At 60.5% G+C, this 21,959-nt stretch carries 23 protein-coding genes and 1 tRNA gene; 17 read left to right on the forward strand and 7 right to left on the reverse strand.

Going from position 1 to position 21,959, the window contains the following annotated elements; all coding sequences use genetic code 11:
- Positions 1-28: 28 nt before the first annotated feature.
- Positions 29-805 carry a GntR family transcriptional regulator gene (locus tag BUB23_RS12985; protein ID WP_073103630.1) on the reverse strand — a complete coding sequence of 259 codons (777 nt, stop codon included), beginning with the start codon at positions 803-805 and terminating at the stop codon, positions 29-31.
- A gap of 398 nt (positions 806-1,203) precedes the next feature.
- On the opposite strand from BUB23_RS12985, the gene BUB23_RS12990 reads away from it, so the two are divergent.
- The 6 genes from BUB23_RS12990 to BUB23_RS13015 all read left to right on the forward strand — a co-directional run bounded on the left by BUB23_RS12990 (position 1,204) and on the right by BUB23_RS13015 (position 6,652).
- Entirely contained in the window at positions 1,204-2,172 is a 969-nt protein-coding gene (locus tag BUB23_RS12990; RefSeq protein WP_084136006.1) for a Bug family tripartite tricarboxylate transporter substrate binding protein, read from the forward strand.
- A gap of 15 nt (positions 2,173-2,187) precedes the next feature.
- A complete protein-coding gene (locus tag BUB23_RS12995; RefSeq protein ID WP_073103633.1) occupies positions 2,188-3,114 on the forward strand; it encodes an amidohydrolase family protein in 927 nt (308 codons plus the stop codon).
- A gap of 64 nt (positions 3,115-3,178) precedes the next feature.
- Positions 3,179-4,084, forward strand: a complete 906-nt coding sequence (locus BUB23_RS13000) for a LysR family transcriptional regulator (protein ID WP_245801260.1) — start codon at positions 3,179-3,181, stop codon at positions 4,082-4,084.
- Between the two features lie 330 nt (positions 4,085-4,414).
- A complete protein-coding gene (locus BUB23_RS13005; RefSeq protein WP_073103635.1) occupies positions 4,415-4,930 on the forward strand; it encodes a thiamine pyrophosphate-binding protein in 516 nt (171 codons plus the stop codon).
- A gap of 13 nt (positions 4,931-4,943) precedes the next feature.
- Positions 4,944-5,627, forward strand: coding sequence for a thiamine pyrophosphate-dependent enzyme (locus BUB23_RS13010; RefSeq protein WP_073103637.1), 684 nt, complete (start codon positions 4,944-4,946; stop codon positions 5,625-5,627).
- Complete coding sequence (locus BUB23_RS13015) at positions 5,624-6,652, forward strand: hydroxyacid dehydrogenase (protein ID WP_073103639.1); 1,029 nt, start codon at positions 5,624-5,626, stop codon at positions 6,650-6,652. The genes BUB23_RS13010 and BUB23_RS13015 overlap by 4 nt, the downstream gene beginning before the upstream one ends.
- 144 nt (positions 6,653-6,796) lie before the next feature.
- On the opposite strand, the gene BUB23_RS13020 is transcribed toward BUB23_RS13015, so the two are convergent.
- Together BUB23_RS13020 and BUB23_RS13025 are read right to left on the reverse strand one after the other, a co-directional pair.
- Positions 6,797-6,870 (reverse strand) — tRNA-Cys (locus BUB23_RS13020).
- Between the two features lie 103 nt (positions 6,871-6,973).
- Positions 6,974-7,834 carry a BUD32 family EKC/KEOPS complex subunit gene (locus BUB23_RS13025; RefSeq protein WP_073103641.1) on the reverse strand — a complete coding sequence of 287 codons (861 nt, stop codon included), beginning with the start codon at positions 7,832-7,834 and terminating at the stop codon, positions 6,974-6,976.
- A gap of 299 nt (positions 7,835-8,133) precedes the next feature.
- Between BUB23_RS13025 and BUB23_RS13030 the strand changes: the two genes are divergently transcribed.
- Positions 8,134-8,319 (forward strand): hypothetical protein, encoded by a 186-nt coding sequence (locus tag BUB23_RS13030; protein WP_073103642.1) that lies wholly within the window; start codon positions 8,134-8,136, stop codon positions 8,317-8,319.
- A gap of 63 nt (positions 8,320-8,382) precedes the next feature.
- Here the strand turns inward: BUB23_RS13030 and BUB23_RS13035 are convergent, their stop codons facing one another.
- Together BUB23_RS13035 and BUB23_RS13040 are read right to left on the reverse strand one after the other, a co-directional pair.
- Positions 8,383-8,928, reverse strand: coding sequence for a TetR/AcrR family transcriptional regulator (locus BUB23_RS13035; RefSeq protein WP_073103644.1), 546 nt, complete (start codon positions 8,926-8,928; stop codon positions 8,383-8,385).
- A 76-nt stretch (positions 8,929-9,004) separates the two neighbouring features.
- Positions 9,005-9,631, reverse strand: a complete 627-nt coding sequence (locus BUB23_RS13040) for a pseudouridine synthase (protein WP_073103645.1) — start codon at positions 9,629-9,631, stop codon at positions 9,005-9,007.
- A 229-nt stretch (positions 9,632-9,860) separates the two neighbouring features.
- Between BUB23_RS13040 and BUB23_RS13045 the strand changes: the two genes are divergently transcribed.
- From BUB23_RS13045 to BUB23_RS13075, 7 genes are all read left to right on the forward strand, one after another.
- Positions 9,861-10,652, forward strand: a complete 792-nt coding sequence (locus BUB23_RS13045; RefSeq protein WP_073103647.1) for an SDR family NAD(P)-dependent oxidoreductase — start codon at positions 9,861-9,863, stop codon at positions 10,650-10,652.
- Between the two features lie 70 nt (positions 10,653-10,722).
- The gene (locus BUB23_RS13050; RefSeq protein ID WP_073103649.1) at positions 10,723-11,682 is read left to right on the forward strand and encodes a Bug family tripartite tricarboxylate transporter substrate binding protein; all 960 of its coding nucleotides are present in this window, start codon (positions 10,723-10,725) and stop codon (positions 11,680-11,682) included.
- Between the two features lie 13 nt (positions 11,683-11,695).
- A complete protein-coding gene (locus BUB23_RS13055) occupies positions 11,696-12,979 on the forward strand; it encodes a CaiB/BaiF CoA transferase family protein (protein WP_143160972.1) in 1,284 nt (427 codons plus the stop codon).
- Positions 12,976-14,115, forward strand: coding sequence for an acyl-CoA dehydrogenase family protein (locus BUB23_RS13060; RefSeq protein WP_073103653.1), 1,140 nt, complete (start codon positions 12,976-12,978; stop codon positions 14,113-14,115). The genes BUB23_RS13055 and BUB23_RS13060 overlap by 4 nt, the downstream gene beginning before the upstream one ends.
- 36 nt (positions 14,116-14,151) lie before the next feature.
- Positions 14,152-14,973, forward strand: a complete 822-nt coding sequence (locus tag BUB23_RS13065) for an enoyl-CoA hydratase/isomerase family protein (RefSeq protein WP_084136008.1) — start codon at positions 14,152-14,154, stop codon at positions 14,971-14,973.
- 12 nt (positions 14,974-14,985) lie between these two features.
- Positions 14,986-15,828 carry an N-acyl homoserine lactonase family protein gene (locus BUB23_RS13070; protein WP_073103655.1) on the forward strand — a complete coding sequence of 281 codons (843 nt, stop codon included), beginning with the start codon at positions 14,986-14,988 and terminating at the stop codon, positions 15,826-15,828.
- Positions 15,829-15,846: 18 nt separating this feature from the next.
- Positions 15,847-16,629, forward strand: coding sequence for an enoyl-CoA hydratase (locus tag BUB23_RS13075; protein WP_073103657.1), 783 nt, complete (start codon positions 15,847-15,849; stop codon positions 16,627-16,629).
- Between the two features lie 38 nt (positions 16,630-16,667).
- On the opposite strand, the gene BUB23_RS13080 is transcribed toward BUB23_RS13075, so the two are convergent.
- Both BUB23_RS13080 and BUB23_RS13085 read right to left on the reverse strand, forming a co-directional pair.
- Positions 16,668-17,738 carry a PA0069 family radical SAM protein gene (locus BUB23_RS13080; protein ID WP_073103659.1) on the reverse strand — a complete coding sequence of 357 codons (1,071 nt, stop codon included), beginning with the start codon at positions 17,736-17,738 and terminating at the stop codon, positions 16,668-16,670.
- A gap of 102 nt (positions 17,739-17,840) precedes the next feature.
- Positions 17,841-18,995: a winged helix-turn-helix domain-containing protein gene (locus tag BUB23_RS13085; protein WP_178372311.1), complete on the reverse strand. Its 1,155-nt coding sequence runs from the start codon at positions 18,993-18,995 to the stop codon at positions 17,841-17,843.
- Positions 18,996-19,190: 195 nt separating this feature from the next.
- Here BUB23_RS13085 and BUB23_RS13090 point away from each other — a divergent pair, with 195 nt between their 5' ends.
- The 3 genes from BUB23_RS13090 to BUB23_RS13100 all read left to right on the forward strand — a co-directional run bounded on the left by BUB23_RS13090 (position 19,191) and on the right by BUB23_RS13100 (position 21,946).
- Positions 19,191-20,318, forward strand: coding sequence for an aminotransferase class V-fold PLP-dependent enzyme (locus BUB23_RS13090; RefSeq protein WP_073103810.1), 1,128 nt, complete (start codon positions 19,191-19,193; stop codon positions 20,316-20,318).
- 57 nt (positions 20,319-20,375) lie between these two features.
- Entirely contained in the window at positions 20,376-20,756 is a 381-nt protein-coding gene (locus BUB23_RS13095; RefSeq protein ID WP_073103661.1) for an RNA-binding S4 domain-containing protein, read from the forward strand.
- 212 nt (positions 20,757-20,968) lie between these two features.
- Positions 20,969-21,946, forward strand: a complete 978-nt coding sequence (locus BUB23_RS13100; protein WP_073103663.1) for a tripartite tricarboxylate transporter substrate binding protein — start codon at positions 20,969-20,971, stop codon at positions 21,944-21,946.
- Positions 21,947-21,959: the final 13 nt, after the last annotated feature.

Raw genomic sequence — 21,959 nt, forward strand, 5'->3', positions numbered from 1 at the left:
TGAGTGCGCTTGCGGTTCATGGCTGCGTTCAGGCCTTGCGCTTGGGCGAGGGCTTCCTGGACTTGCGCGTGCCCTGCATCAAGTCGACATCGAGGTAGATCATCTGCGCCGGATACTGGATATGCGCGTAATAAACGATCCGTTCCTGGTTATTCCACAATGCGCGCGACACATCGGCGATTGGATCGCCCACGCCGATATCGAGGTGGGCCGCAGTGTCCTCGTCGGCCAAGGTGATCCGCAGGATCTGCCTGGCGCGGGCTGAATCCATATCCGGCCGGGCCGCAAGTTGCGGGATGACCGGCTTGTTGCTGAAGCCTGCCGGATCGCCATCGAAAACTTCTTTGTCCAGGTAGATGTCGATGAGGCAATATGGAATGTCCTCGTGGTAATGCACGCGCTTCAAGCGCTGATAGGCGGGCGCGGCATTGCCGGACTCGAATGGCGGGGCCAGGGCCGGCGTGGTCGGGCCGACCGGCAGCAACCGTATCTTCAAATCGGCTACGGCGTCCACCAGTTGATCCAGGTTGTTTGGCAACTGGAACCAGCGTTGCCGGGAAAGGTCTTTCGCCACGAAAGTGCCCAATCCGCGCGTTCGCCGAATGATCTGTTGTTCTTCAAGCTGGCTGAGCGCCGCCCGCAAAGTGATGCGCGAGACCTTGTATTCCTGTTCCAGTTCGTCCAGCGTGGGTATTTGTTCGCCATACCGCCAGCGCTGCTTTTCGATCTGCTGGCGCATGAGGGTAGCCACTTGCAAATACAAGGGCATGCGGCTCTTGCGGAGTATGGACGGCGCTTTGTTCATAAAGTCATTATATTAAGCAGAAACAAGCTGTCAACAATATATAAAGACGCTTAGGCTATAAAAAAGCTTGGTATGTTCCCGGCGCCGTGCATGCCCCGCGGGCGTAAAAAAACCCGCCATGAGGCGGGCTGATTTGTCTCTTTGCCGCTATGAAAGGCGACGATCTAACGGGAAACACGATTGAACCGATCATCGACCCTCAGGCTTTCACCGTGAAACCTGCCGACGATGTGCGGCGTGGAAAGGCCTTCATCAAGACTATTGATATGCGGGCTCGATGGGCCGTGTGCTGCCGAGCACAAAAAGCGCTGACTTGATGAAATTTCAATGCTGCGGGGAACGGGCTCAATACAATCATTCATACATTAAAAATAAATAATCCACAAAGGAGAGATCTAATGGATCGGAGACAATTCTGCATCTCAATGGCGAGCGTGCTGCCTGCGCTGTGTCCGGGCTACGCCCGCGCCGCCAAGCTCGGCGATCAGCCTATTGTGCTTGTGGTGCCTTTTTCTCCAGGAGGAAACCTGGATATGGTGGCGAGAGTGGTTTCCCCCGCGCTGTCGGAGATACTGGGCGTGTCGGTGGTGGTGGAGAACAAACCGGGTGCGGGGGGAGTGATCGGGGCGGGCTATGTGTCGCGTTCCACGCCGGACGGCCATACTTTGCTGGTGACCACGCCGAATGCCATCACGGTGGCGCCGTTGATGACCACGGCGGCCTACTCTCTGGCGAATTTTGCCGCCGTCGGCCAGATTGCCTGGGCTTCGCTGGTGGTGGTCGTTCATCCGGAAAGCCGCTTTCAGACTATCGAGGCTTTGCTTGATGAGGCGCGCCGGAATCCGGGCACTGTGGCGATAGGTCATGCGGGCCTGGGCACGACGAACAATATTGCCATGCTATCGCTCGAAGGGGCGGCGCAATGCAGATTCACCGCGGTCCCGTACAAAGGGTCCGCGCCCGCGCTCACAGACCTGATGGGCAGGCAGACAGACGCCGTCATCGACCAGTTGACCAGTTCTCTGTCCTTCATCAAGTCCGGCAAGCTGAAAGCACTGGCGGTTCTCACGGCGCAGCGCGATCCGCTGCTTCCGCAAGTTCCGACGATAGCCGAAGCGGGCCTTAGCGGTTTCTCCGCGCAGACCGAAACGGGTTTGCTGGCGCCTGCGGGCACGCCCAAGGCCATCATTGAGCAGTTGAATGCGGCTTTGCTCCAGGCGCTGGATAGGCAAAAGCTGCGTGATCTACTCCAGACAGCCGGCTGCACGGCGGCTCCTTCTTCTCCGGGTGACTTTCAGCGGCTGCTGGAGGAGCAGAATAGGAAAGCCCGGGATTTGCATGCCGAGGGCAAGCTGACCGCGGGTTAATGAAGAGGAATGGAAATGAGCAAGAAATGCCTGGACGCGCGGGAGGAAGTCAGCGCCGTCGCGTTCGAAATGCCGGCTGGAGCATGTGATGCCCATGCGCATGTCTTCGGCCCCTACGATGCCTATCCTCTGACCGAGGACCGCAGCTACACCCCGCGGGAATATCTGCCGCGTGACTTCATGCGGCACCTGGAGCAGATCGGGGCGGAGCGCGGGGTGCTTGTGACAGGCAGTGCCAGCGGGCTCGACAATGGCTCTATATTGAATGCCTTGTCCGAGTACCCTGACCAGTTGCGCGGCGTTATCATTCCTTCAGCCGATTTCACCGATGCGCAACTGGACGACTGGACGGAAATGGGGGTGCGCGGTGTGCGGGCGAATCTCTACCAGGTCGATGGCCGCAAGGTCTATCGCAGCGGCGCGGGACTCGAAGCCGTAGAGGCATTGGCGCCCCGCCTCGCGGAACGGGGATGGCACCTGCAGGTCTGGATCCATGCGCCCGACCTGGCGGGGCTCATGCCCCGGCTCGAAAGCCTGAAGCTGCCGCTGGTGATCGACCACATGGGGCGGATGAGCACATCCCGCGGCGTGGACGATGCGGGTTTTCAGCGGCTGTGCGGGCTGCTGGCCGAGGGCCGGCTGTGGACGAAGATTTCGGGCGCCGATCGCAATACCCGGGAAGGGCCGCCCTACTCGGACGTGGACCCATACGCGCAGGCCATTCTTCGCGCCAACAGCGAGCAGGTTGTGTGGGGCACGGACTGGCCGCACATCAACTACTACGATGCTGCGCATATGCCTGACGACGGCGTGCTGGCGAATCTTCTGGCCCGCTGGATGCCGGATCCCGCCATGCGCAAGCGCGTACTGATAGATAATCCGGCCCGGCTTTATGGGTTTCCGGCAGGCGCTGCGGCGGGGACTTGCCCGGAAGTTCCCTAGTGTCCGGCATGAGGGAATGATCGCTATACTGTCGCGGTAATCGGTACCTTGGTGAATGTAGGCATTGAATATCGATCTGGACGCCCTCAGAACCCTCGTGGCAGCAATCGAGGAACGCAGCCTGGCCCGTGCGGCCGAGCGCGAGGGGCTCGTCACGTCCGCGGCCAGCAAGCGCATCACGGAACTCGAACGCAGCCTTGGCACGACGGTGCTGCAGCGGCATAACAGGGGGGTGCTACCAACGCCCGCCGGTTCCGCCCTGTACTACCGGGCCAAGGCGATTCTGGGGCAGATGGCCGGCCTCACCAGTTTCGCGGAGGATTTCGCGAGCGACGGCAGCCCCAAGATCCAGCTGGCCGCGAATCGTTCGGCCATCATCCTTTTCCTGCCTCGCGAACTCAAGCTTTACCAGGAACGGCAGTCGCAGCGCCTGCGCGTCGACCTGCTCGAGGCATACAGCAGCGACATACCGCGCCTGGTCGTGGAGAAGAACCTCGATCTAGGCATCTACCATGCCGTCGGCCCGGCCCCTGGCGTGCATTCGCTGCCTTACCACCGCGACCGCGTCGTGCTGGTCGTGCCCAACGGCCACCCTTTGCAGCGGGAGAGCGCGGTGCATCTGGACCAGGCGCGCGAATTCGATTTACTGGGCTATTTCCCGCGTCATTCCTTTGAGTCTTTCATGGAACTGGCTGGCCACAGCCTGACCGGTCCGTTGAACGTCAAGATCCAGGTGTCCAACTACGAGGCCCGCTGCAAGATGATCCGCGAAGGGCTGGGGATAGGCATCATGCCGGAAGGCATCGCCGATACCTACACGGCCCAGATGGGGCTGGCCAAGGTGGTGCTCAAGGATGGCTGGGCGCTGCGCCAGTTCTACCTGTGCGTGCGCGATCCGGAAATCCTGCGTCCATCCAGCCGCAGCCTTTTCGACTTTTTCGCGCAGCAGGCGGCGCTGCAGAACCCCTGAGCCGTCGGCGAAAGCCAGCAGCAACGCGAGCTGCCAGGCAGAGCGGAGATTTCCCGGGCCGGCTCGCGGACTGCGCGCAATGGCGCCGAAAACGCCGCCTTGATGGATTTTCACTTCTGGCGGGATCAAAGTCCGTATCATCATTATTCATGTCCTCCGTTTTTCGGCTGGATCGTCAACTCCTATGGCCTGCTCCACGAGTCGGCGTCCGTACGGAGTGATGGAATGAATATATGACACAGGATCTACCGGAATTCATGGAAGAGCGTTTGCCCACCCTCGACCCCTGAAAGAACGCGCACCCGAATCGCCACCATTGGAGAAAAATAGATGACCGTCGATACCTCCCTCGCCTGGGAAGACAAGCTCATAGCGTCGTTCAAGCGCAATGATGTGCGCCTGATCGCCTATGTGCCCGACAAGGTTCTGGCCAAGCTCATCCGCAAGCTGCAGGCCGACAGCTTCTTCACCGTCCTGAATCCTTCGCGGGAGGAAGAGGCGGTGGCCATCGTCGCCGGGGCCTGGATGGGCGGCACGCGGGGCATTGTGCTGATGCAGACCAGCGGTTTTGCGACGCTGCCCAATGCGCTGGCCTCGCTCGCTATTCCATACCAGATTCCCGTCCTGATGCTGGTGTCCGAGCGCGGGACGCTGGGCGATCATCAATTGGGCCAGGTGATCGTATGCCGGACCTTGCGTCCGATCTTGAACTGCCTGAACATCGAGAACCACGCCCTTGAGGCCGTTGAAGACGTCGAGTTCATTGCCGACAGGACCATGCAGCAGGCTTTCTCGACGCAGGCGCCGGCCGCCCTGATCATCTCTCCCAAACTCTTTGCGCGATAAAAGAGGAACACTCATGGATAAGTTTTCCAACGCCAACAAAAGCTCCGACCTGGCGCGCGGGGACGTGAAGGTCATGAACCGCAGCGACCTGACGCGCCGGGTGAAGGCGGCGCTGAAGAAAGAGGAAGCCGTCATCGGCGGAATCGGGCATACCAATTTCGATCTCTGGGCGGCGGGGCATAGGCCGCAGAACTTCTATATGCTGGGCAGCATGGGGCTGGCTTCGGCCATCGGGCTGGGCGTTGCCCTCGCCCAGCCCCGGCGCCGCGTGGTGGCGCTGGACGGTGACGGCTCGCTGCTTATGCAGCTGGGTACTCTCGGCACGGTCCGCGCGTCGGGTGTGAAGAATTTAGTTATCGTGATCTGGGACAACGGCAGCTATCAGATTACGGGTTCGCAGCCCACGCTCACCAGCGCGGGCGTCGATCTGGTGCAGGTTGCCCGCGGCCTGGGGATCACCCAGTCCAGCTGGGCGCGTGATGAAGCCGACTTCGAAACCCTGCTTGCGAAAGCGCTCTCCGAAGACGGCCCCTGGCTGATTGCCGCGCGCACCGACGATCAGCCGCCGGCGGGCGTGACGGATCGGGACCCTGCGCAGATCCGTGACCGCTTCATGCGCGCCCTGGGCGCCAAGGAGGAGTGGGGCGCCGCGCATGACGGTACCCTGGCCGAGCGCAGCGGCGAGGTGACCCGATGAGCATCAAAGTGCTGCGCCTCGATCGCTGGATCGACCCCTGCTTCGATCAAATCCTGGGCGCGGAGCCGGGCGTGGACCTGTCCGTCATGAAACTGTCCGACCCCGATGACGTCAATTGGACCAAGCTGGCCGAAGCCGACATCTATCATGTGTCGGCCGCCAAGGACGAAGTCCCGCAAAAATGGCAGGTCACGCCGGAACTGATCGCCCGCTGCCCGCGCCTGAAGGTGGTTTCCAGCACGGGCGCCGGCTACGACACGGTGGACGTCGAAGCCTGCACCCGCGCCGGCATCCTGGTGGTGAACCAGGCCGGCGGCAATGCGAACTCGGTCGCACAGCATACTTTTTCGCTCCTGCTGGCGCTGGCGAACCGCATAGTGGAATCCGACCATCTGCTCAAGACGGCATCCGGCCTGCTGCGCGAAGACCTCATGGGGCGCGAGCTGACCGGCAAGGTGCTGGGCATCGTGGGCATCGGCCATATCGGCGCCCGCGTCGCGCAACTTGCCTGCGCCTTCGGCATGCAGGTCCTGGCCTGCGACCCGTATGTGGACGAAGCCACCGTCTGCGCCCGGGGCGCGGCGCCGGCGCCGATGGAAGAACTGCTGGCCGGCAGCGACATCGTCAGCCTGCACTGCCCACGCAACAAGGAAACTCTGGGCATGTTCGGCGGCAAGGCATTCCAGAGCATGAAGCGCGGTGCCTTGTTCATCTCGACGGCCCGAGGCGGCATCCACGATGAGACCGCCTTGTACACGGCACTTGAATCGGGCCATCTGGGGGGCGCCGGGCTGGACGTCTGGATGGTGGAGCCGCCGCCGCATGATCATCCGCTGCTCACCTTGCCCAATGTGGTTTCCACCTATCACACGGCAGGGGTGACGCACGAAGCCCGCCGCAACATTGCGACGATCTCCGCCCGGCAGATCCTGGATATCTGCGCAGGGCGCACGCCTCCGCGCATGATCAATCCCGAGGTCCACCCTGCGATTCCCGCGCAGTTCCAAAGCGCAGCATCCATCTGAACCAGAGCTTCCCCGCAATTTTTTCATGGGCGGTCGGCCCGTAAAAAAGCCCGCGCGCGGCGGGCTGATTATCGTGGTTTGCGGACCGAACACGATTTTGCGGACGGGCATAATTATTGGATGCCTCGAGTGCCGCATGTTTGCTGGAGGCGCAACTCGGAATCGAACCGGGGTACACGGATTTGCAATCCGCTGCATGACCACTCTGCCATTGCGCCGCAGACAAGCCCACAAGTATACGACATTCTGCCGGAATCTGCTGACAGAATGCCGTTAAAGGGCTATGCGGCGGGCCGGCTTGATCGCCCTGGCCGGGACATATCAGCGCTTGTACTCCGATATGCCGTCGGGCGCCGTGGCGTCGTAGCCATCCAGGGCTATGTCCAGGATGGACGCGAACATGAGCGCGCGCTGCAGATCCCGATTCCGGCGCAGCCGGGTGCCCAGCCAGCGTTCGATGCGGCCGATGCGCCTCAGCCAGTATTCCAGCCTGCGCAGTGATTCAACCACCTGTGTCGAGCCTGCAAGATGGAGGTAGCGAGCCAGGAGGCGCGCGCCGAACTGGCGGTCGCCGTCCAGGTAGTCCATCATGGAATTGAAGGCCAGCAGCACATCGTAGGCCTGGGCCAGCGGCAGGGGCAGGGCGACGCCGGTGTTCTCTTCGAAATCGATGCGATACAGGCGGCCCTGCTTCATCGTCAGGTTGCGCAACTGGGCGCCGCCATGCCAGTGCCCGCGGCGGTGGAACTCGGCCAGGTCGTCCACCACGGCCAGGAGCAGGTCATTGCGCTGCGCGCCCCGCAGTTCGCCCAGCAAGGCTTCGACGGTAGGGCCGCAATACTCGAAGAGCAGATGATCGGCGGTCAGTTGATAAACCTCGGGCACGGCGCAGCCATGCGCGCGCAGGCGCTGGGCCTCCTGGTGGATGCCGCCGGTGCGCAGTTGCCCGGGGGAGGGGAAAACGCCGAACAGCATGCCGCAGAGCGCGGCGCTCAGACAGGCCCGCAGTCGCGCTCCGCGCTTGGACCGCTGGCATTTCACGACGTAGCGGCAGCCATTGAATTCGAAGATATGCACGCCGCCATGGCGCTGCGCGGCCACTTGCCCGGCATAGCTTGCCAGGCCCGTGAGGTCCTTGCCGGGGGGGCGCTCCGGAGCGGCGGCTTGAGCCTGCGGATCCAAATTTGTTTCGCTGCGATGGTGAGATCTCGCTGCTGCCATAAATCACCCCCAATTTTCGGCTTCTTGACCGCTGCCGCATAGTGTCGCGGCCTTGATGCCGCCAGGCAAATCTACCAATGCAGCCGTTAAAATCGTGTATAAGCTTGAGTTAAATGATACAGTGTTGTTTCATTATAGATGCTTTCCATTTCAGAGAGTATCCGCCACCCGTCCCCGGTGAAATCGTCATGGCTCCTGATGCAGCAAACCCAAGAACTCCCGCCCATGCCGCCACGCTGCGGCCGGCCAGGGGGAAATGCATGAAATGGCTGCAAAAAATATTGCTATGGTGCGGCGCCTTCCTGGGCGTGGCGGTGTTGCTGGCAATCACCGCCGCGCTCTTTCTCTTCGCGCTGAGCAGCCCGGTCGAACTTAGAAGCGCCGATGCCTCCGATACGCCCCACGAGATGCTGAGCGCCGGCAGGGCCGCTCCGGGCGCCAGGTGAGTGGCGCCTGCCGGTGATCAGCAGCTTGCGTTCCCGGGCTCTCATCCACCCGGGCAACCCAGGCTACCTGGACATGCCGCGCCATAGCAGGCTGAAGACGCTGTGTACGGCGTCATGGCGGGCCAGCCGTCCTGAACGGATCATGGCCGCGGCGCTGCGCAGCAGGGCGGACATCGACTCCACCAGCCAGGCCGCCGGCAAATCGACGCGCAGGTCGCCGCAGGCCTGCCATTGGTGGAACAAGGCAACGAAGGATGCCCTCAATGGCTGCGCGCGGGCCTCCAGGGCCGGGTCGCCATGTTCCCGCTCCCAAACGAACACGTACAGTTCCGCAATGGGCAATAGCTCATCGATCAGGCGCGTGACGGCTTGTTCGACAGGTCCTTCGTTCGGACAGGCGCGCGCGAACGCGAGTTCAGCGCTTGTCATGGCCTCTTCGGACATGGCCTGCAGCATTGCGTCGCGCGATGCGAAATGGCGGCATAGGGTGGCGCGGCTCAGCCCCACCATACAGGCCAATTGCTCCATCGAAGCGCGGGGCTGGTCCGATAGCGCGTTGGCCAGATTCAAAAGCAAGTCCTCCCGGTCGCGAGGCCTGGGTGCTGTCATAACGTCTCCCTGACGTTTGCTGATCTCAATTGAGGCGTAATTGTCCCACACTGGACGGGCTTGTTCCGGATCCGCCCTAGATCCAGGGGGGAGGGATGTCGCGCCATTGGCCGGGCGGCAGTCCGTCCAGGCTCCAGGGCCCGATGCGGATGCGCACCAGGCGCAAGGTGGGCAGGCCCACCGCGGCGGTCATGCGCCGCACCTGGCGGTTGCGTCCTTCGTGAATGACCAGCTCCAGCCAGGCTGTCGGGATGCTCTTGCGGAAGCGCACGGGCGGATGCCGCTCCCATAGCTGCGGCTCGTCGAGCAGGCGCGCCCGGGCCGGCAGGGTAGGGCCGTCCTTGAGTTCGACGCCGGCGCATAAGCGTTGCAGCTGTTCCCGAGTCGGCTCGCCCTCCACCTGCACCCAATAGGTCTTCGCCATCTTGTGCTTCGGGTCGGCGATGCGCGCCTGCAAGCGGCCATCGTTGGTCAGCAGCAGCAAGCCTTCGCTATCGCGATCGAGGCGCCCGGCGGGATAGACGCCGGGCGGCATGACGAAGTCCTTGAGCGTGGCGCGGGCCTGGTCGTCGCTGAACTGGGCCAGCACGCCGTAGGGCTTGTTCAGCGCCAGCAGCCGGGGCTCCTCGGGCGGCGCTTTGGCGGTCCGGCGCGCGGCCGATTTGCGGGAATGAAGAGGGGATGCTGAGCGAAGAGCAGGCATGCGCTGACCACCGGCGACGAGGGAAAGACAGTGTAACCGGCTCTCATCAAGGGGCTGTATTCAAGGGGCCCGCTACGCCGGCGGCGGCGTAAATGCTTGTCATGTCCTTGTTTTCAAGAGACCGAAATGTGGGCGACCCGATATGTTACGCCTCTTGCAAATATGGTCGAACTGGCTATAATAGAATAAGCGTTCTGCACAGCAGACCACAAAGCCGAGGGAGGAACCCATGGATTTTGATCTTGCGAGGCAAGTCATACTTATTACCGGCGCGGGTAGCGGCATTGGGCAAGCGATTGCCTTGGCCTTCGCGAAGGAGGGAGCACAAATACTTGTCAATGATCTCGACGAAGAGCATTGCGGCGAAACGATCGCAATGTTGCGGCAATTAGGCGCTCGCGCCCATGCCGAGCCTTTCGACGTAAGTGACTTGGCTGCGGTCCGGGCGGCGGGCGCCGGCATTGCGGCCAGGCACGGCGGCGTCGATGTGCTGGTCAACAATGCCGCGGTACTGTTGGCGAATCAACTTTTTGTGGATACTGATCCGGCCGATTGTGATCGCGAGATCAAAGTCGGGCTTTACGGCACGCTGCATTGTTCACGGGTATTTCTGCCCAACATGATAGCTCGCGGCGCTGGAAAGGTTATCAATATAGTTTCCGACGCGGCCAGGGTGGGGCAACAGCGGGAATCCACCTATTCTTGCGCCAAGGGCGGCGTCATTTCTTTCACGAAGTCCCTCGCGAGGGAAGTGGGGGGGCATGGCATTACGGTCAACGCGGTGTCGCCAGCAGCTACGGATACTCCCTTGCGCCAAGCGATGCTGCGAAGCATGGCGGAGAAATTGGGCGAGGCCGCCGTTGCGTCGCGTGAAGAGAAAATTCGGCGGGCGTATCCATTGAAGAAAATCGGCACCGGATTGGACGTCGCCAACGCAGTCGTGTTCTTGGCGTCCGCGGCCGCCGGCCACGTCACGGGACAAGTGATTTCAGTGAATGGCGGTTACGTCATGGGAGGCTGACCCGGCATTTTTGCCTCAAATACAGTATCAATCAACAAAACACAATTATTAGATAAACAGGAGACTTTTAATGAAATTTTTACGTAGATTCGCCATGCTTGCCGTCGCCGCCACGGTATCGGTTTCGGCGTCCGCCTCATATCCCGACAAACCCATTCGAATGATCGTGCCATTTCCTGCAGGCTCGGGCACGGACACCATGGTACGGATCATTTCCGAACCGCTCTCGGAAGCGCTGCATCAAACCATCATTGTCGACAACAAGCCGGGCGCGGATGGCTCGCTGGCGGCCGCCTCGGTGGCACGCGCCGCCCCCGACGGGTATACCTTGCTGATGGCAACCAACAGCCCGTTGTCGGCGGTGCCGGCCATGCGCAAGAACCCTCCTTACAATGCGATCGCCGACTTCACCCCCATCACCGACGTAGGGCGCTATCGTTATTTTGTACTGGTCCATCCCAGCCTGCCCGTGAATTCGATCAAGGAACTGGTCGCATATGCCAAAGCACACCCCCAGGAGCTGAATTTTGCCAGCGGCAACACTTTTGGCCAGGTGTCCACATTCCAGTTCATGCGCAGCAATGGCTTTGAAATGATGCATGTGCCCTATAAGGGCGAGCCGCCGGCACTGATGGACTTTGTCGCCGGGCGCGTGCAATTCATGTTCGCCACGCAAAGTACTTCGCTGCCATTCGTAACGACCGGGCAATTGCGCGCTTTGGCGACGACCAGCGGCGAACGCTTGCCGCAGCTGCCTGATGTTCCGACATTGAAAGATGTGGGCCTGCCTGATATGCCGACGCTGCCATGGGCCGCGCTGTTCGGCCCTGCCGGCGTGCCCAAGGATATCGTGATGCGTTTGAATCACGAGATGAACAACATTTTGGCCCGCCCGGACATTAAAGCCAGATTGGCCGAACAGGCATTCGAGCCTTCAGGCTCCACACCTGAACAACTGGCGGATATGATCAAGAATCAGATCCAACTATGGAAGACAACGCTAGCCGAGCTGGGCATTCAACCTCAATGAAGTAAGGCTGCCGGTGCCGCCGCGCCGGCGCCCTGTGATTAAGGAGCACAAGGTGAGTAATGAAACCAACTCGAGAGGACTTCCGCTCGCAGGCATCCGCGTCCTCGATATGTCCCAATATGAGGCCGGCGCTGCCTGCACGGAAGTGCTGGCATGGCTGGGAGCCGATGTAGTCAAGGTGGAAAACCCCAAGGGAGGAGACCCCGGACGCCGTTCATACAAAGACGAGAGCGACGCCGATTCCTGGTATTTTTTGCTGTTCAATGCGAACAAGAAATCTATCACTATCGATGCAAAGTCCCCTGACGGCCTGGCTCTGATAAAGTCCCTGGCGGCCAAAGCAGATATCTTTGTCGAGAATTTCGCGCCTGGCGTAATAGAACGATTAGGGCTTGGCCCGGATGTCTTGCGTGAAATCAACCCCAGACTTATTTATTCCCAGATCAAGGGATTCGGGCGTGGAAGCGCCAACGAGCAGACGCTGGCGTTCGATATGATCGCGCAGGCGGCAGCGGGCTTGACGAGTATCACGGGTTTTGCCGGAGGACCTCCGGTCCGGCTAGGCGTCACCTTGGGCGATACCGGCACAGGGATGCTGCTGGCCATCAGTATTCTTGCAGCGCTGCACCGCCGAGCGAATACGGGGCACGGCGAACATCTGCACGTCGCCATGCAGGACGCCATGCTGCACTACAACCGTATCGGTTTTTCAGCGCAGGCGCTGCGGGGCAAAGCCGCGGCACGAGTGGGCAACAAGCTGGTATCCGGGGCGAACCCGCCTTGTGGCTTGTATCACTGCAAACCATTCGGAGCCAACGACTATATTTGCGTCTACACCAGCCACAATAACCCCGATCATTGGCGCCGTGTCCTGGAAGTCATCGGACGTTCCGACCTCATAGGCGACCCGCGCTACAGTACGCATGCAGCGCGTGTCGAGCATGAAGCGGAAATCGACGACTTGATTTCCACCTGGGCTGCCCATCACGACAAATACGAAGCGGAGAAACTCCTGGGGTCGGCGGGCATACCCGCCGGAGCCGTTCGCGACACTCAGGAGCTGCATAACGACGCCAATTTCGAGCAGCGCGGCATCATGCAATGGGTCGACCATCCGCAGCGGGGACGATTCAAGATGCCGGGCTGGCCGGTTCAGCATGATGGCGCAACTACCGAGATTCATGCCGCGCCATTGCTGGGCGAGAACGCCGATGCAGTTCTTGCGGATTGGCTGGGCGCGGGCCCGAATGAAACGGCAGCAGAGGAATCCCAGTACGAAGGAGATGCAAAGCAATGAGGCAGTTCACAGATGAGCAGATAGCTATTCGGGATATGGCGCGGGACTTCGTGCGCCATGAGATCATTCCTCACGCCGCGGACTGGGACCGCGACGAAACGATTCCGCTGGACACGGTTTACCGCATGGGCAAATTGGGATTGTTCGGCATTTGCATTCCAACCGAATTCGGTGGGAGCGGCGCCGATTTCATGTCGTACATCCTCGTGACAGAAGAATTGGCATATGGAGATGCCGGCGTCTGCAACATGATCAATGCGACGAATTCGTTCGGCATCAAAGTGCGCGACTTCGGTACTCCTACACAGATAGAGCGATTTTTGCGGCCCGTCGCCAGCGGTGAACAGATTGCATGCATGCTGCTTTCCGAGCCGCAGGCCGGTTCGGATGCCTCGAATCTGCATACGCGGGCAGTCCTCAAGGACGATCGATATGTGGTGAACGGGTCGAAATGCTTCATCACTTCCGGCCGCTCGTCTTCCGCTGCGGTGCTGGTGGCAGTGACCGACCCGCAGGCGGGCAAACGCGGCATTTCGGCTTTTGCCATCCTGACATCGGCTCCCGGCTACCGCGTGCTGCGCGCGGAGCATAAGTTGGGACATCGCACTAATGACACATGCCAGATCGCGCTGGAAAATATGGAGGTTCCCGCGGAGGACATGCTCGGCAAGCCGGGCGACGGCTTAAAGGTGGCCTTGTCGGGCCTCGAAAGTGGCCGTATCGCCGCCGCTGCGCAGTCCGTCGGCGTGGCGAGAGCGGCACTTGACGCCGCATTGTCTTATGCAAAAGAACGGCAAGCTTTCGGAAAGAGGATTTTTGACCACCAGGCGGTCGCCTTCAATCTGGCCGAGATGGCGACCGAGCTGGAAGTGGCACGGCAAATGTGCTATCACGCAGCCGCGCTGAAGCAGGCAGGGCAGCGTTGCGTCAAGGAGTCCTCCATTGCCAAGTTGTTCGCATCGCGTATGTGTGAGCATGTATGTTCGGCGGCGATCCAGGTCCATGGGGGATATGGCTATCTGAATGATTTTCCGGTAGAGAAGTATTACCGCGACGCCAAAGTATTTCAAATCTATGATGGTACGAACGAAATCCAAAAGATACTGATTTCGCGCGAATTGGCTGCCGGTTATTAACTATCCATATTCTGGCTGGAATTTTGAAGGACGATCATGTCGAACTCGATTGACGAGACAACACCCCCCATCTTGATTGAGCATGACAGCCAGGTTTGCCTGATAGCATTGAATCGGCCCAAATCCTTCAACGCTGTGACTTTCGAAATGCTCGATCATTTAAATCGAGTCCTGGATCAGGAAGAGCGCAACCCTGCAGTACGTACGATAGTGCTGACAGGGGCGGGCCAGGGATTCTGCGCGGGCGCCGACCTTAAAGATCTCAAAAAACGCACCGAGGGATTGTCTGATAGCGAGGCGGCGGAGGCAAATGGAAAATTCAGCGCCGAGTTCGGCCGGTTTCTGGCGCGCTTGGAATCCTTTCCTAAGCCGGTCGTAGCGGCAGTCAACGGCGTCGCCGTCGCTGGCGGCCTGGAAATCCTGCTGTGCTGTGACTTGATAATCGCTGCGCGCAGCGCCCGCATTGGCGATGCCCACAGCAATTATGGCCTCTTGCCCGGAGGCGGCGCCACCGCGAGATTACCGAGGCGCGTCGGCGTCAGTTTAGCGAAGTATCTGCTGTATACGGGCGATATCCTTCCGGCTTCCGAACTGGCTGCGTCGGGCTTGCTGCTCAAAGTGGTTGCGGATGAAGACCTTCCGGATGCAGCCCGCAGTCTGGCGAAACAGCTCGCATCGCGTAGCCCTCTCGTGCTGCGCAAGCTAAAGGGCCTGGTCGATGCCGGCCTGCAAAGCCCTCTTGATATTGCGCTGCGCAATGAATATGAAGCCAACCGGTTGCATGCCGGTTCACATGACAGGCGCGAAGGCCTGGCAGCATTCAGCGAGCGGCGGCTACCCACATTTACCGGCAACTAGGCAAAGAATACGATGATTCCTGCATCACCCGATATTCCAAATTATGAAGTTTATGCGATCCGGTACGCTACGCGGGGCGCCATGCGATCCAGTCATTTCATGGGTGGAGACGCGCACGACGGCCCTATGGACATGGACTACTTTGTTTGGGTGGCTGTCGGAAATGCGCGTACTTTTCTCATCGATGTCGGCTTCTCGCCGCTTGCGGCGAAAAAGCGCAAGCGCGCCTTTCTGTGCGACCCTATCGAGTCGCTGAAACTGATTGGCGTCGAGCCGGCCCAGATCAAAGACGTTATTCTGACTCATCTGCATTATGACCACGCGGGGAATTTTTCGGGCTTGCCGGAGGCGCAGTTTCATTTGCAGGAAACCGAGATGCATTTCGCCACCGGACGCCACATCAAATACCGGTATTTCTCCGCTGGCTTCGATGTCGAAGACATCATCAACATGGTGCGCCTGAACTATGATGGGCGCGTCAATTTCTACGATGGACGTGTCGATCTGGCGCCCGGCATCATACTTCAGCCCACGCCGGGCCATTCGGCCGGGCAACAGGCCGTATGTGTCCATACCCAGCGCGGATGGGTAGTTCTGGCGTCGGACGCCGCTCACTATTATGAAAATTTGCAGCGGCACCGGCCCTATCCCGCCGCTCTGCATGTGGACAAGATGCTCGAATCCTTTGACCATATCATGCAGATGGCCGGCGATATCCAACATATCATCCCCGGCCATGACCCTCTGGTCATGCAAGTCTATCCGGCGCCCCGGCCTGAGCTGGACGGAATAATTGCCCGGCTCGATGTGATGCCGAAAGAACTTCCACCAAGGCCGATCCGCAAGCCCACCTGAGAATGTCATGAGACACATATGGCTGAACTGATCATCGAACGTAGCGCTTCCATTGGCCGGCTTTTGATATCGAATCCGGACAAATACAACGCAATGACCCTCGATATGTGGGAGAACTTTCCCGCAATGCTTGCCGCGCTGGAGCAGGACTCATCGGTACGCGCGATTTGTATTGAAGGGGACGGCGCCAAGGCGTTTCTGTCCGGATCCGATATATCGCAATTCAAGGCCGAACGTTCGGATAGCTCGGCGCAGGCCCGCTACAATGCGGCTGTCGACCAGGCTATGTTGGCGCCGATCCGGTGCAGCAAGCCTGTGCTGGCGAAGATACGGGGGATCTGTATGGGCGGGGGCGTGGGAATAGCGGCGGCCTGCGATATCCGGATATGTGCAGACAACGCGCGATTTCGTATACCGGTGGCCCGTCTGGGGATAGGCTATGGCGTCACACCTTTGCAGCGGCTGATCTCCCTGATTGGCGAGCAGAACGCGTGCGATGTGCTGTTTTCCGCACGCATTTTTGATGGGGCAGAGGCGCGGGCATTGGGTTTCGTGGCGCATTGCGTCGAGCTTTCCCGACTGGACGAGTTCTGCGAAGAATGGTTGAGTCAGGTTTCCGAAAATGCGCCGTTGTCTTTGAAATCCATCAAGCGATCGATGGCCGAACTAAGAAAGGAAAAACAGGACCGCGATCACGCCGCCATGGAAAATGGGATTGCTGCCTGTTTCTCGAGCAAGGACTACAAGGAAGGAGTGGCCGCATTCGCAGAGAAGCGGAAGCCGATTTTTACAGGGAGCTGACTCACCCCACCGGTTCATTCTTTGCAGCGCGCTCATGATCAAAACAGCTTCAGCTGCGGCTGATCTTCGGGCGGAGGGCGAAAAAGATCCGTGCTCAAGACATGGCGGGTCTGATTCAAGCCCGCCTTGGCGCATGCTCTTCTGAACCGCTGTTCGAGGAGGTCGGCAAAGACCCCGGTGCCTCTCATCCTGGTCTTGAAGTCCGGGTCGTAAATCTTGCCGCCGCGCATCTGCTTGACCAGGTTCATGACATGGGCTTCCTTCAAGGGATGATGCGCCGCCAGCCACTCGCGAAACAAGTCGGCGATTTCCAGCGGCAGCCGCAGCAGGACGTAGGCGGCATTCCTGGCTCCCGCGTCTTTGGCGCTGAACAGGATTTTCTCCATGTCGTGGTCGGTCAGAGAAGGGATGACGGGCGCCACGATCACCCCTGTCGGAATCCCTGCCTGGCTGAGCGCGCGAATCGCGTCGATGCGCGCGCCGGGCGTGCTGGCGCGGGGCTCCAGTGTTCTCGCGATGCTTCTATCCAGCGATCCGACGGACATGAACACTCTGACCAGATTCTTGCTGGCCATCCGGGCAAGCCGTTCGATATCCTGCGTCACCGACGCGGATTTGGTCGTGATGGCGACGGGATGGTTGAATTCCTCCAGGACCGCAAGAATCCCGGCGCTTATCCGCAGCCGCCGCTCGATGGGCTGATAGGGATCGGTGTTTGCCCCCAGCGCGATAAGCTTCGGCACATAAGACGGCTTGGACAGTTCCTTGCGCAGCAGTTCCGCCGCGTTGCGCTTGGCGTACAGCCTGGTTTCGAAATCCAGGCCGGGCGAATGGTTCAGATACGCATGGGTGGGCCGCGCATAGCAGTAAATGCAGCCATGCTCGCAGCCCCTGTACGGATTGATGGATTGCTCGAAATGAATATCCGGCGAGTCATTGCGGGAAATGATGGACTTGGCCGTCTCGAGAGAAACCGTGGTGGCCGGCCTGGGCGCGGCGTCCTGGTCGGGCTGCGCCCATTCGTCGTCGAATGGCTCGCGTTGAAGCTGCTCGAAGCGCGAGGTCCTGTTCGAGACGCTGCCCCGGCCTTTGATCGGCGTTGCTTGCATGGCGTCACCTTACATATATACTGTTTAAATGTACAGTATATCGCGCCGCCCACTGTCATGCAGAGCCGAAGGGCGCGCCGAACCCCGCAAAGGCGGCGGCGCTCACGGCGCGAACTGGAACCGTTCAAACTGGTGGAGCTTTTCCTCTATCGCCCTTTTGTGCAGGGACTGTTCGCCTTTGCCGACCCAGGTCCATTGCTGCAGCAGCAGTTCGCGGCGGGCGCGGTCCGCCTTGATATCCACCACGGCCACGATCTCGCCATCGACCAGCACGGGCAGCCCCAGATAGCCATGGACGCGCTTTTCCTTGGGCACATAGGCTTCGAACAAGTGCTCGTAGCCGAAAAACAGCTTCAGCCTTTTGCGTTGAATGATCAGCGGATCGAAGGGTGTAAGTATATGGACGCCGGCGGCCGCTTCCGGTATGCCGGCCAAGGCTTGCGGGCAGGCCCAATGCTCCAGCTTGCCCGCGCCGTCGATGGCGACGGGAACGAGACGCCCCCGGCGCACCCTGGCTTCTATAAGCTGCCGAAGCAAGGGCTTGCGCTTGGGGTTCAGGTGGCAGATCGAATCCAGGCTGGCCAGGCCCTGCGAGCGCAGCGCCCTGTCCAGCAGATAGTTGGCGACCTGGTTCTCCGATGCTTTCCTCGGCCGGCTATCCCACTGGAAATGCCGGTCCATGAGTTCATAAGTCTTCAACATGCCCGAGCGCTCGCTGATCGTCAGCTTTCCCGCGTGGAAAGCCAGCTGCAGCGCGCGTTTGGAGGGCTTGCGGCTTGCCCAGGCATGGTCTTTCTCGACCAGCACGTCGTCGTCGATGTCGCGTATCGACAATGCCCCATGGTCGCGAATGCGCGCGATGACCTTGCGGAGGTCACTGGCGGTCACGGAGCTGAACCAGCTTTTCGGCGACTTGCGCTGAAGCTCCATGTCGGCAATGAAAAACCGCAGATCCTTCGTCGGAATATAGGACAAGGCGTGCGTCCAGTACTCGAAGACGGTCTTGTCTATGGTTTGCGCTTGCCGCAGGTGATCCCGCCGGTACGCCGGAATTCGCGTCCAGAGAATATGGTGATGGCAGCGTTCGATCACGTTGATGGTGTCGATCTGCACGTAGCCAAGATGCTCGATCGCGGCGAGCGTGGCCTCGGGCCCGCTTCCGAACGGCGCCGCCGCGTCGAGCTTCTGGGCGTGAAGCCAGATGTGCCTGGCTTGCAATTGTGTCAGCGGAAATGGGGTAATGGAATGTTCTGGCATGCGAGTCCGGGATTGCTGTTCAAGACGCTGATCCATATGGAATTCTGCACAATAGCGAAAATCCGTAAAGTTTGTCCAGACGGCGCCGCGCCGCGGGGTTTGCCGCAGCCTGTGGGCTGGCGAGAAAACCGGGCCGCGCTTATCATCGGACGACTATGGTCTAAAATCTTCCATTCTTTCCTCATGGAGAAGAACTTGCCCAGCCTACTGCCCAACATCGATCCCGACGGACTCCTGGAATACTCGGTGGTTTACACCGATCGCGCCATAAACCACATGTCGCAAACTTTCCAAGGGGTGATGAAAGACATTTCCAGAACCTTGAAACAGGTCTATAACGCCCGGTCGGCTATCGTCGTGCCCGGCAGCGGCACCTTCGGCATGGAAGCGGTCGCGCGGCAATTTGCGACGAACAGGCAATGCCTTGTCATTCGCACCGGTTGGTTCAGTTTTCGCTGGAGCCAGATTTTCGACATGGGCGGCATACCCGCCGGCACGACCGTGCTCAAGGCGCGCCCCGTGAGCGACGGCAGGCAGGCGGCCTTCGCGCCTCCGCCTATCGAGGAAGTGCTTGCCGCGATCAAGGCTGACAAGCCTGATGTGGTCTTTGCTCCTCACGTCGAAACCTCGTCTGGAATAATGCTGCCCGATGAATACATGCGCAAGGTCGCCGACGCGGTGCATGCCGAGGGAGGGCTGTTCGTGCTGGATTGCATCGCATCCGGAACCCTCTGGGTCGACATGCAGGCGATCGGGGTGGACGTCCTGATCAGCGCGCCACAAAAGGGCTGGAGCGCCTCCGCGTGCTGCGCCTTGGTGATGCTTAGCGCCCTGGCGCGCGAGAAAATCGAAACGACTGTCAGCACCAGTTTCTCCTGCGATTTGCGCAAGTGGTTGCAAATCATGGAGGCTTACGAGCAAGGCGGCTTTGCCTACCATGCCACCATGCCCACGGACGCCCTTGCCGTCCTGCGCAAGGTCATGGCGGAGGCCGAAGCCTATGGCTTCGATAAAGTCCGCGCGGAGCAGCAGGAGCTGGGCGACAAGGTGCGCGCGCTGCTGCTCGAAAAAGGCTACAAGAGCGTGGCTGCGCCGGGCTTCGAGGCGCCTGGCGTGGTGGTCAGCTACACCGACGACGAAGCCATACAGTCCGCCAGGAAATTCACGCTGGCAGGCGTGCAGGCGGCAGCGGGCGTGCCGCTGCAATGCGATGAGCCGGCTGATTTCAAGACCTTCCGTATCGGGCTGTTCGGTCTGGACAAGCTGCATAACATCGAACGGACGGTGGGGCGCCTGGCCCAGGCGCTGGACGAAATCGCCTAGGCGGTTGCGGCGCAGGCCGGAAGCGGAATTTCTGAAAAGCCTTTGAGGGCTCGCGTGATGGACAAGATTCGGCTCGATAAATGGCTATGGGCGGCCCGCTTCTATAAAACCCGCAGCCTGGCGGCGCAGGAAATCGGCAAGGGCAGGGCGCTCGTGAATGGCCAGATCGTCAAACCCTCGCGTGAAGTCGCGCCGGGCGACCTCGTGCGCATCCGTAAGGAAGACCCTCCGATCGAAGTCCAGGTGCGCGCGGTGAGCGGCGCGCGAGGTCCGGCTCCCGTGGCGCGCCAGCTGTATGAGGAAACGCCCGAAAGCGCGGCCGCGCGGGAACGCGCCGCCGAGATGAGGCGCCTTGCCCCCGAACCCGCCCATGAAATCGCCGCGGGGCGCCCGACCAAGCGCGATCGGCGCCAGATCGACCTCGTGCGGGGTAAATGAACGCTGGAGCTCCAGCGCTTGGCCGGCGCGAAGGCATAGGGAAACCGCGGCGCCGGCGAAGCGGGAGTTTCAATGCATGCGAGCGTAGCGGCCCGGCGGCTGGCCGACGCACCGGCGGCACGCCTCTGCTTGTTCTTGCAGTATATATTTTTGTATGCAAAAATATATACTGATTTGATTCGCAGCCGCAATGGCGCCTCAGCAGGAAGACAATGAAACAAAAAACAAATTGGCGCGCGCTTCTCGCGTCGCTCTTCATGGCCTCGATCGCATCGGCCGCCCATGCGGAGGCCGGTGCAAGCTGGCCGCAACAGCCTATTACCGTCGTGGTGCCGTTTGCGGCTGGCGGCGGGACCGACAGCATTGCGCGGGAATTCGCCCTGGAGCTCGGGAAAGAACTGGGCCAGACCGTCGTCGTCGAGAACCGTGGCGGAGGCGGCGGCTCGATCGGCGCCGCGCGCGTGGCGCAAGCCAAGCCGGATGGCTACACGCTGCTGTTTGCCACGTCCACTTTCGCCACCAATTCAGCATGGGAAAAAAGCGCCGCCTACGATGCCAAGACCAGTTTCACGCCCATTGCCCTTCTCGGCAGCGGCCCTCTGATGCTGGTGGCCAATAAGGAACTGGGCGTGGCCACTGTCGCCGATCTGCTGAACAAAGCCGCAGCCGAGCCGAACTCCATCAACTATTGTTCCGCCGGGCCGGGCAGCATCAACCACTTGTCCGGCGCATTGTTCCAGCAACTGGCCCATGTCGATATCACTCATGTTCCGTACCGCGGCAGCGGGCCGGCCACGTTCGATCTCCTGGCGGGCCGCGTCCAGATCTTCTTTTCAACAATGCCGACGATGCTGGCAAACGTGAAGGCCGGCAAGGTGCAGTTGCTGGCCGTGACGACCAAAGAGCGATCGAGCCTGTTTCCGTCGGTGCCCGCCCTGGATGAAGCCGGCATCCCAGGATACGATATTTCGACTTGGTGGGGAATTCTGGGGCCAGCGCGCATGCCCGCCGCCATTGTCGAAAAGCTCAATGCCGTCGCGAACAAGATCACCGGCGGACAGCTGCTGCGGGACCGCCTGGCTTCAGAGGGCGCCACCGTATTCAAAGGCAGTCCGGGCGATTTCGAGAAGAAGCTGCACAGCGAACTGGCCATGTGGGAAAAAGTGGTCGGCGGCATAGAACAGAGATAATTCAGGAAAGGTA

It is taken from the genome of Pollutimonas bauzanensis, assembly GCF_900129885.1.
Taxonomy (GTDB): Bacteria; Pseudomonadota; Gammaproteobacteria; order Burkholderiales; family Burkholderiaceae_B; genus Pollutimonas; species Pollutimonas bauzanensis.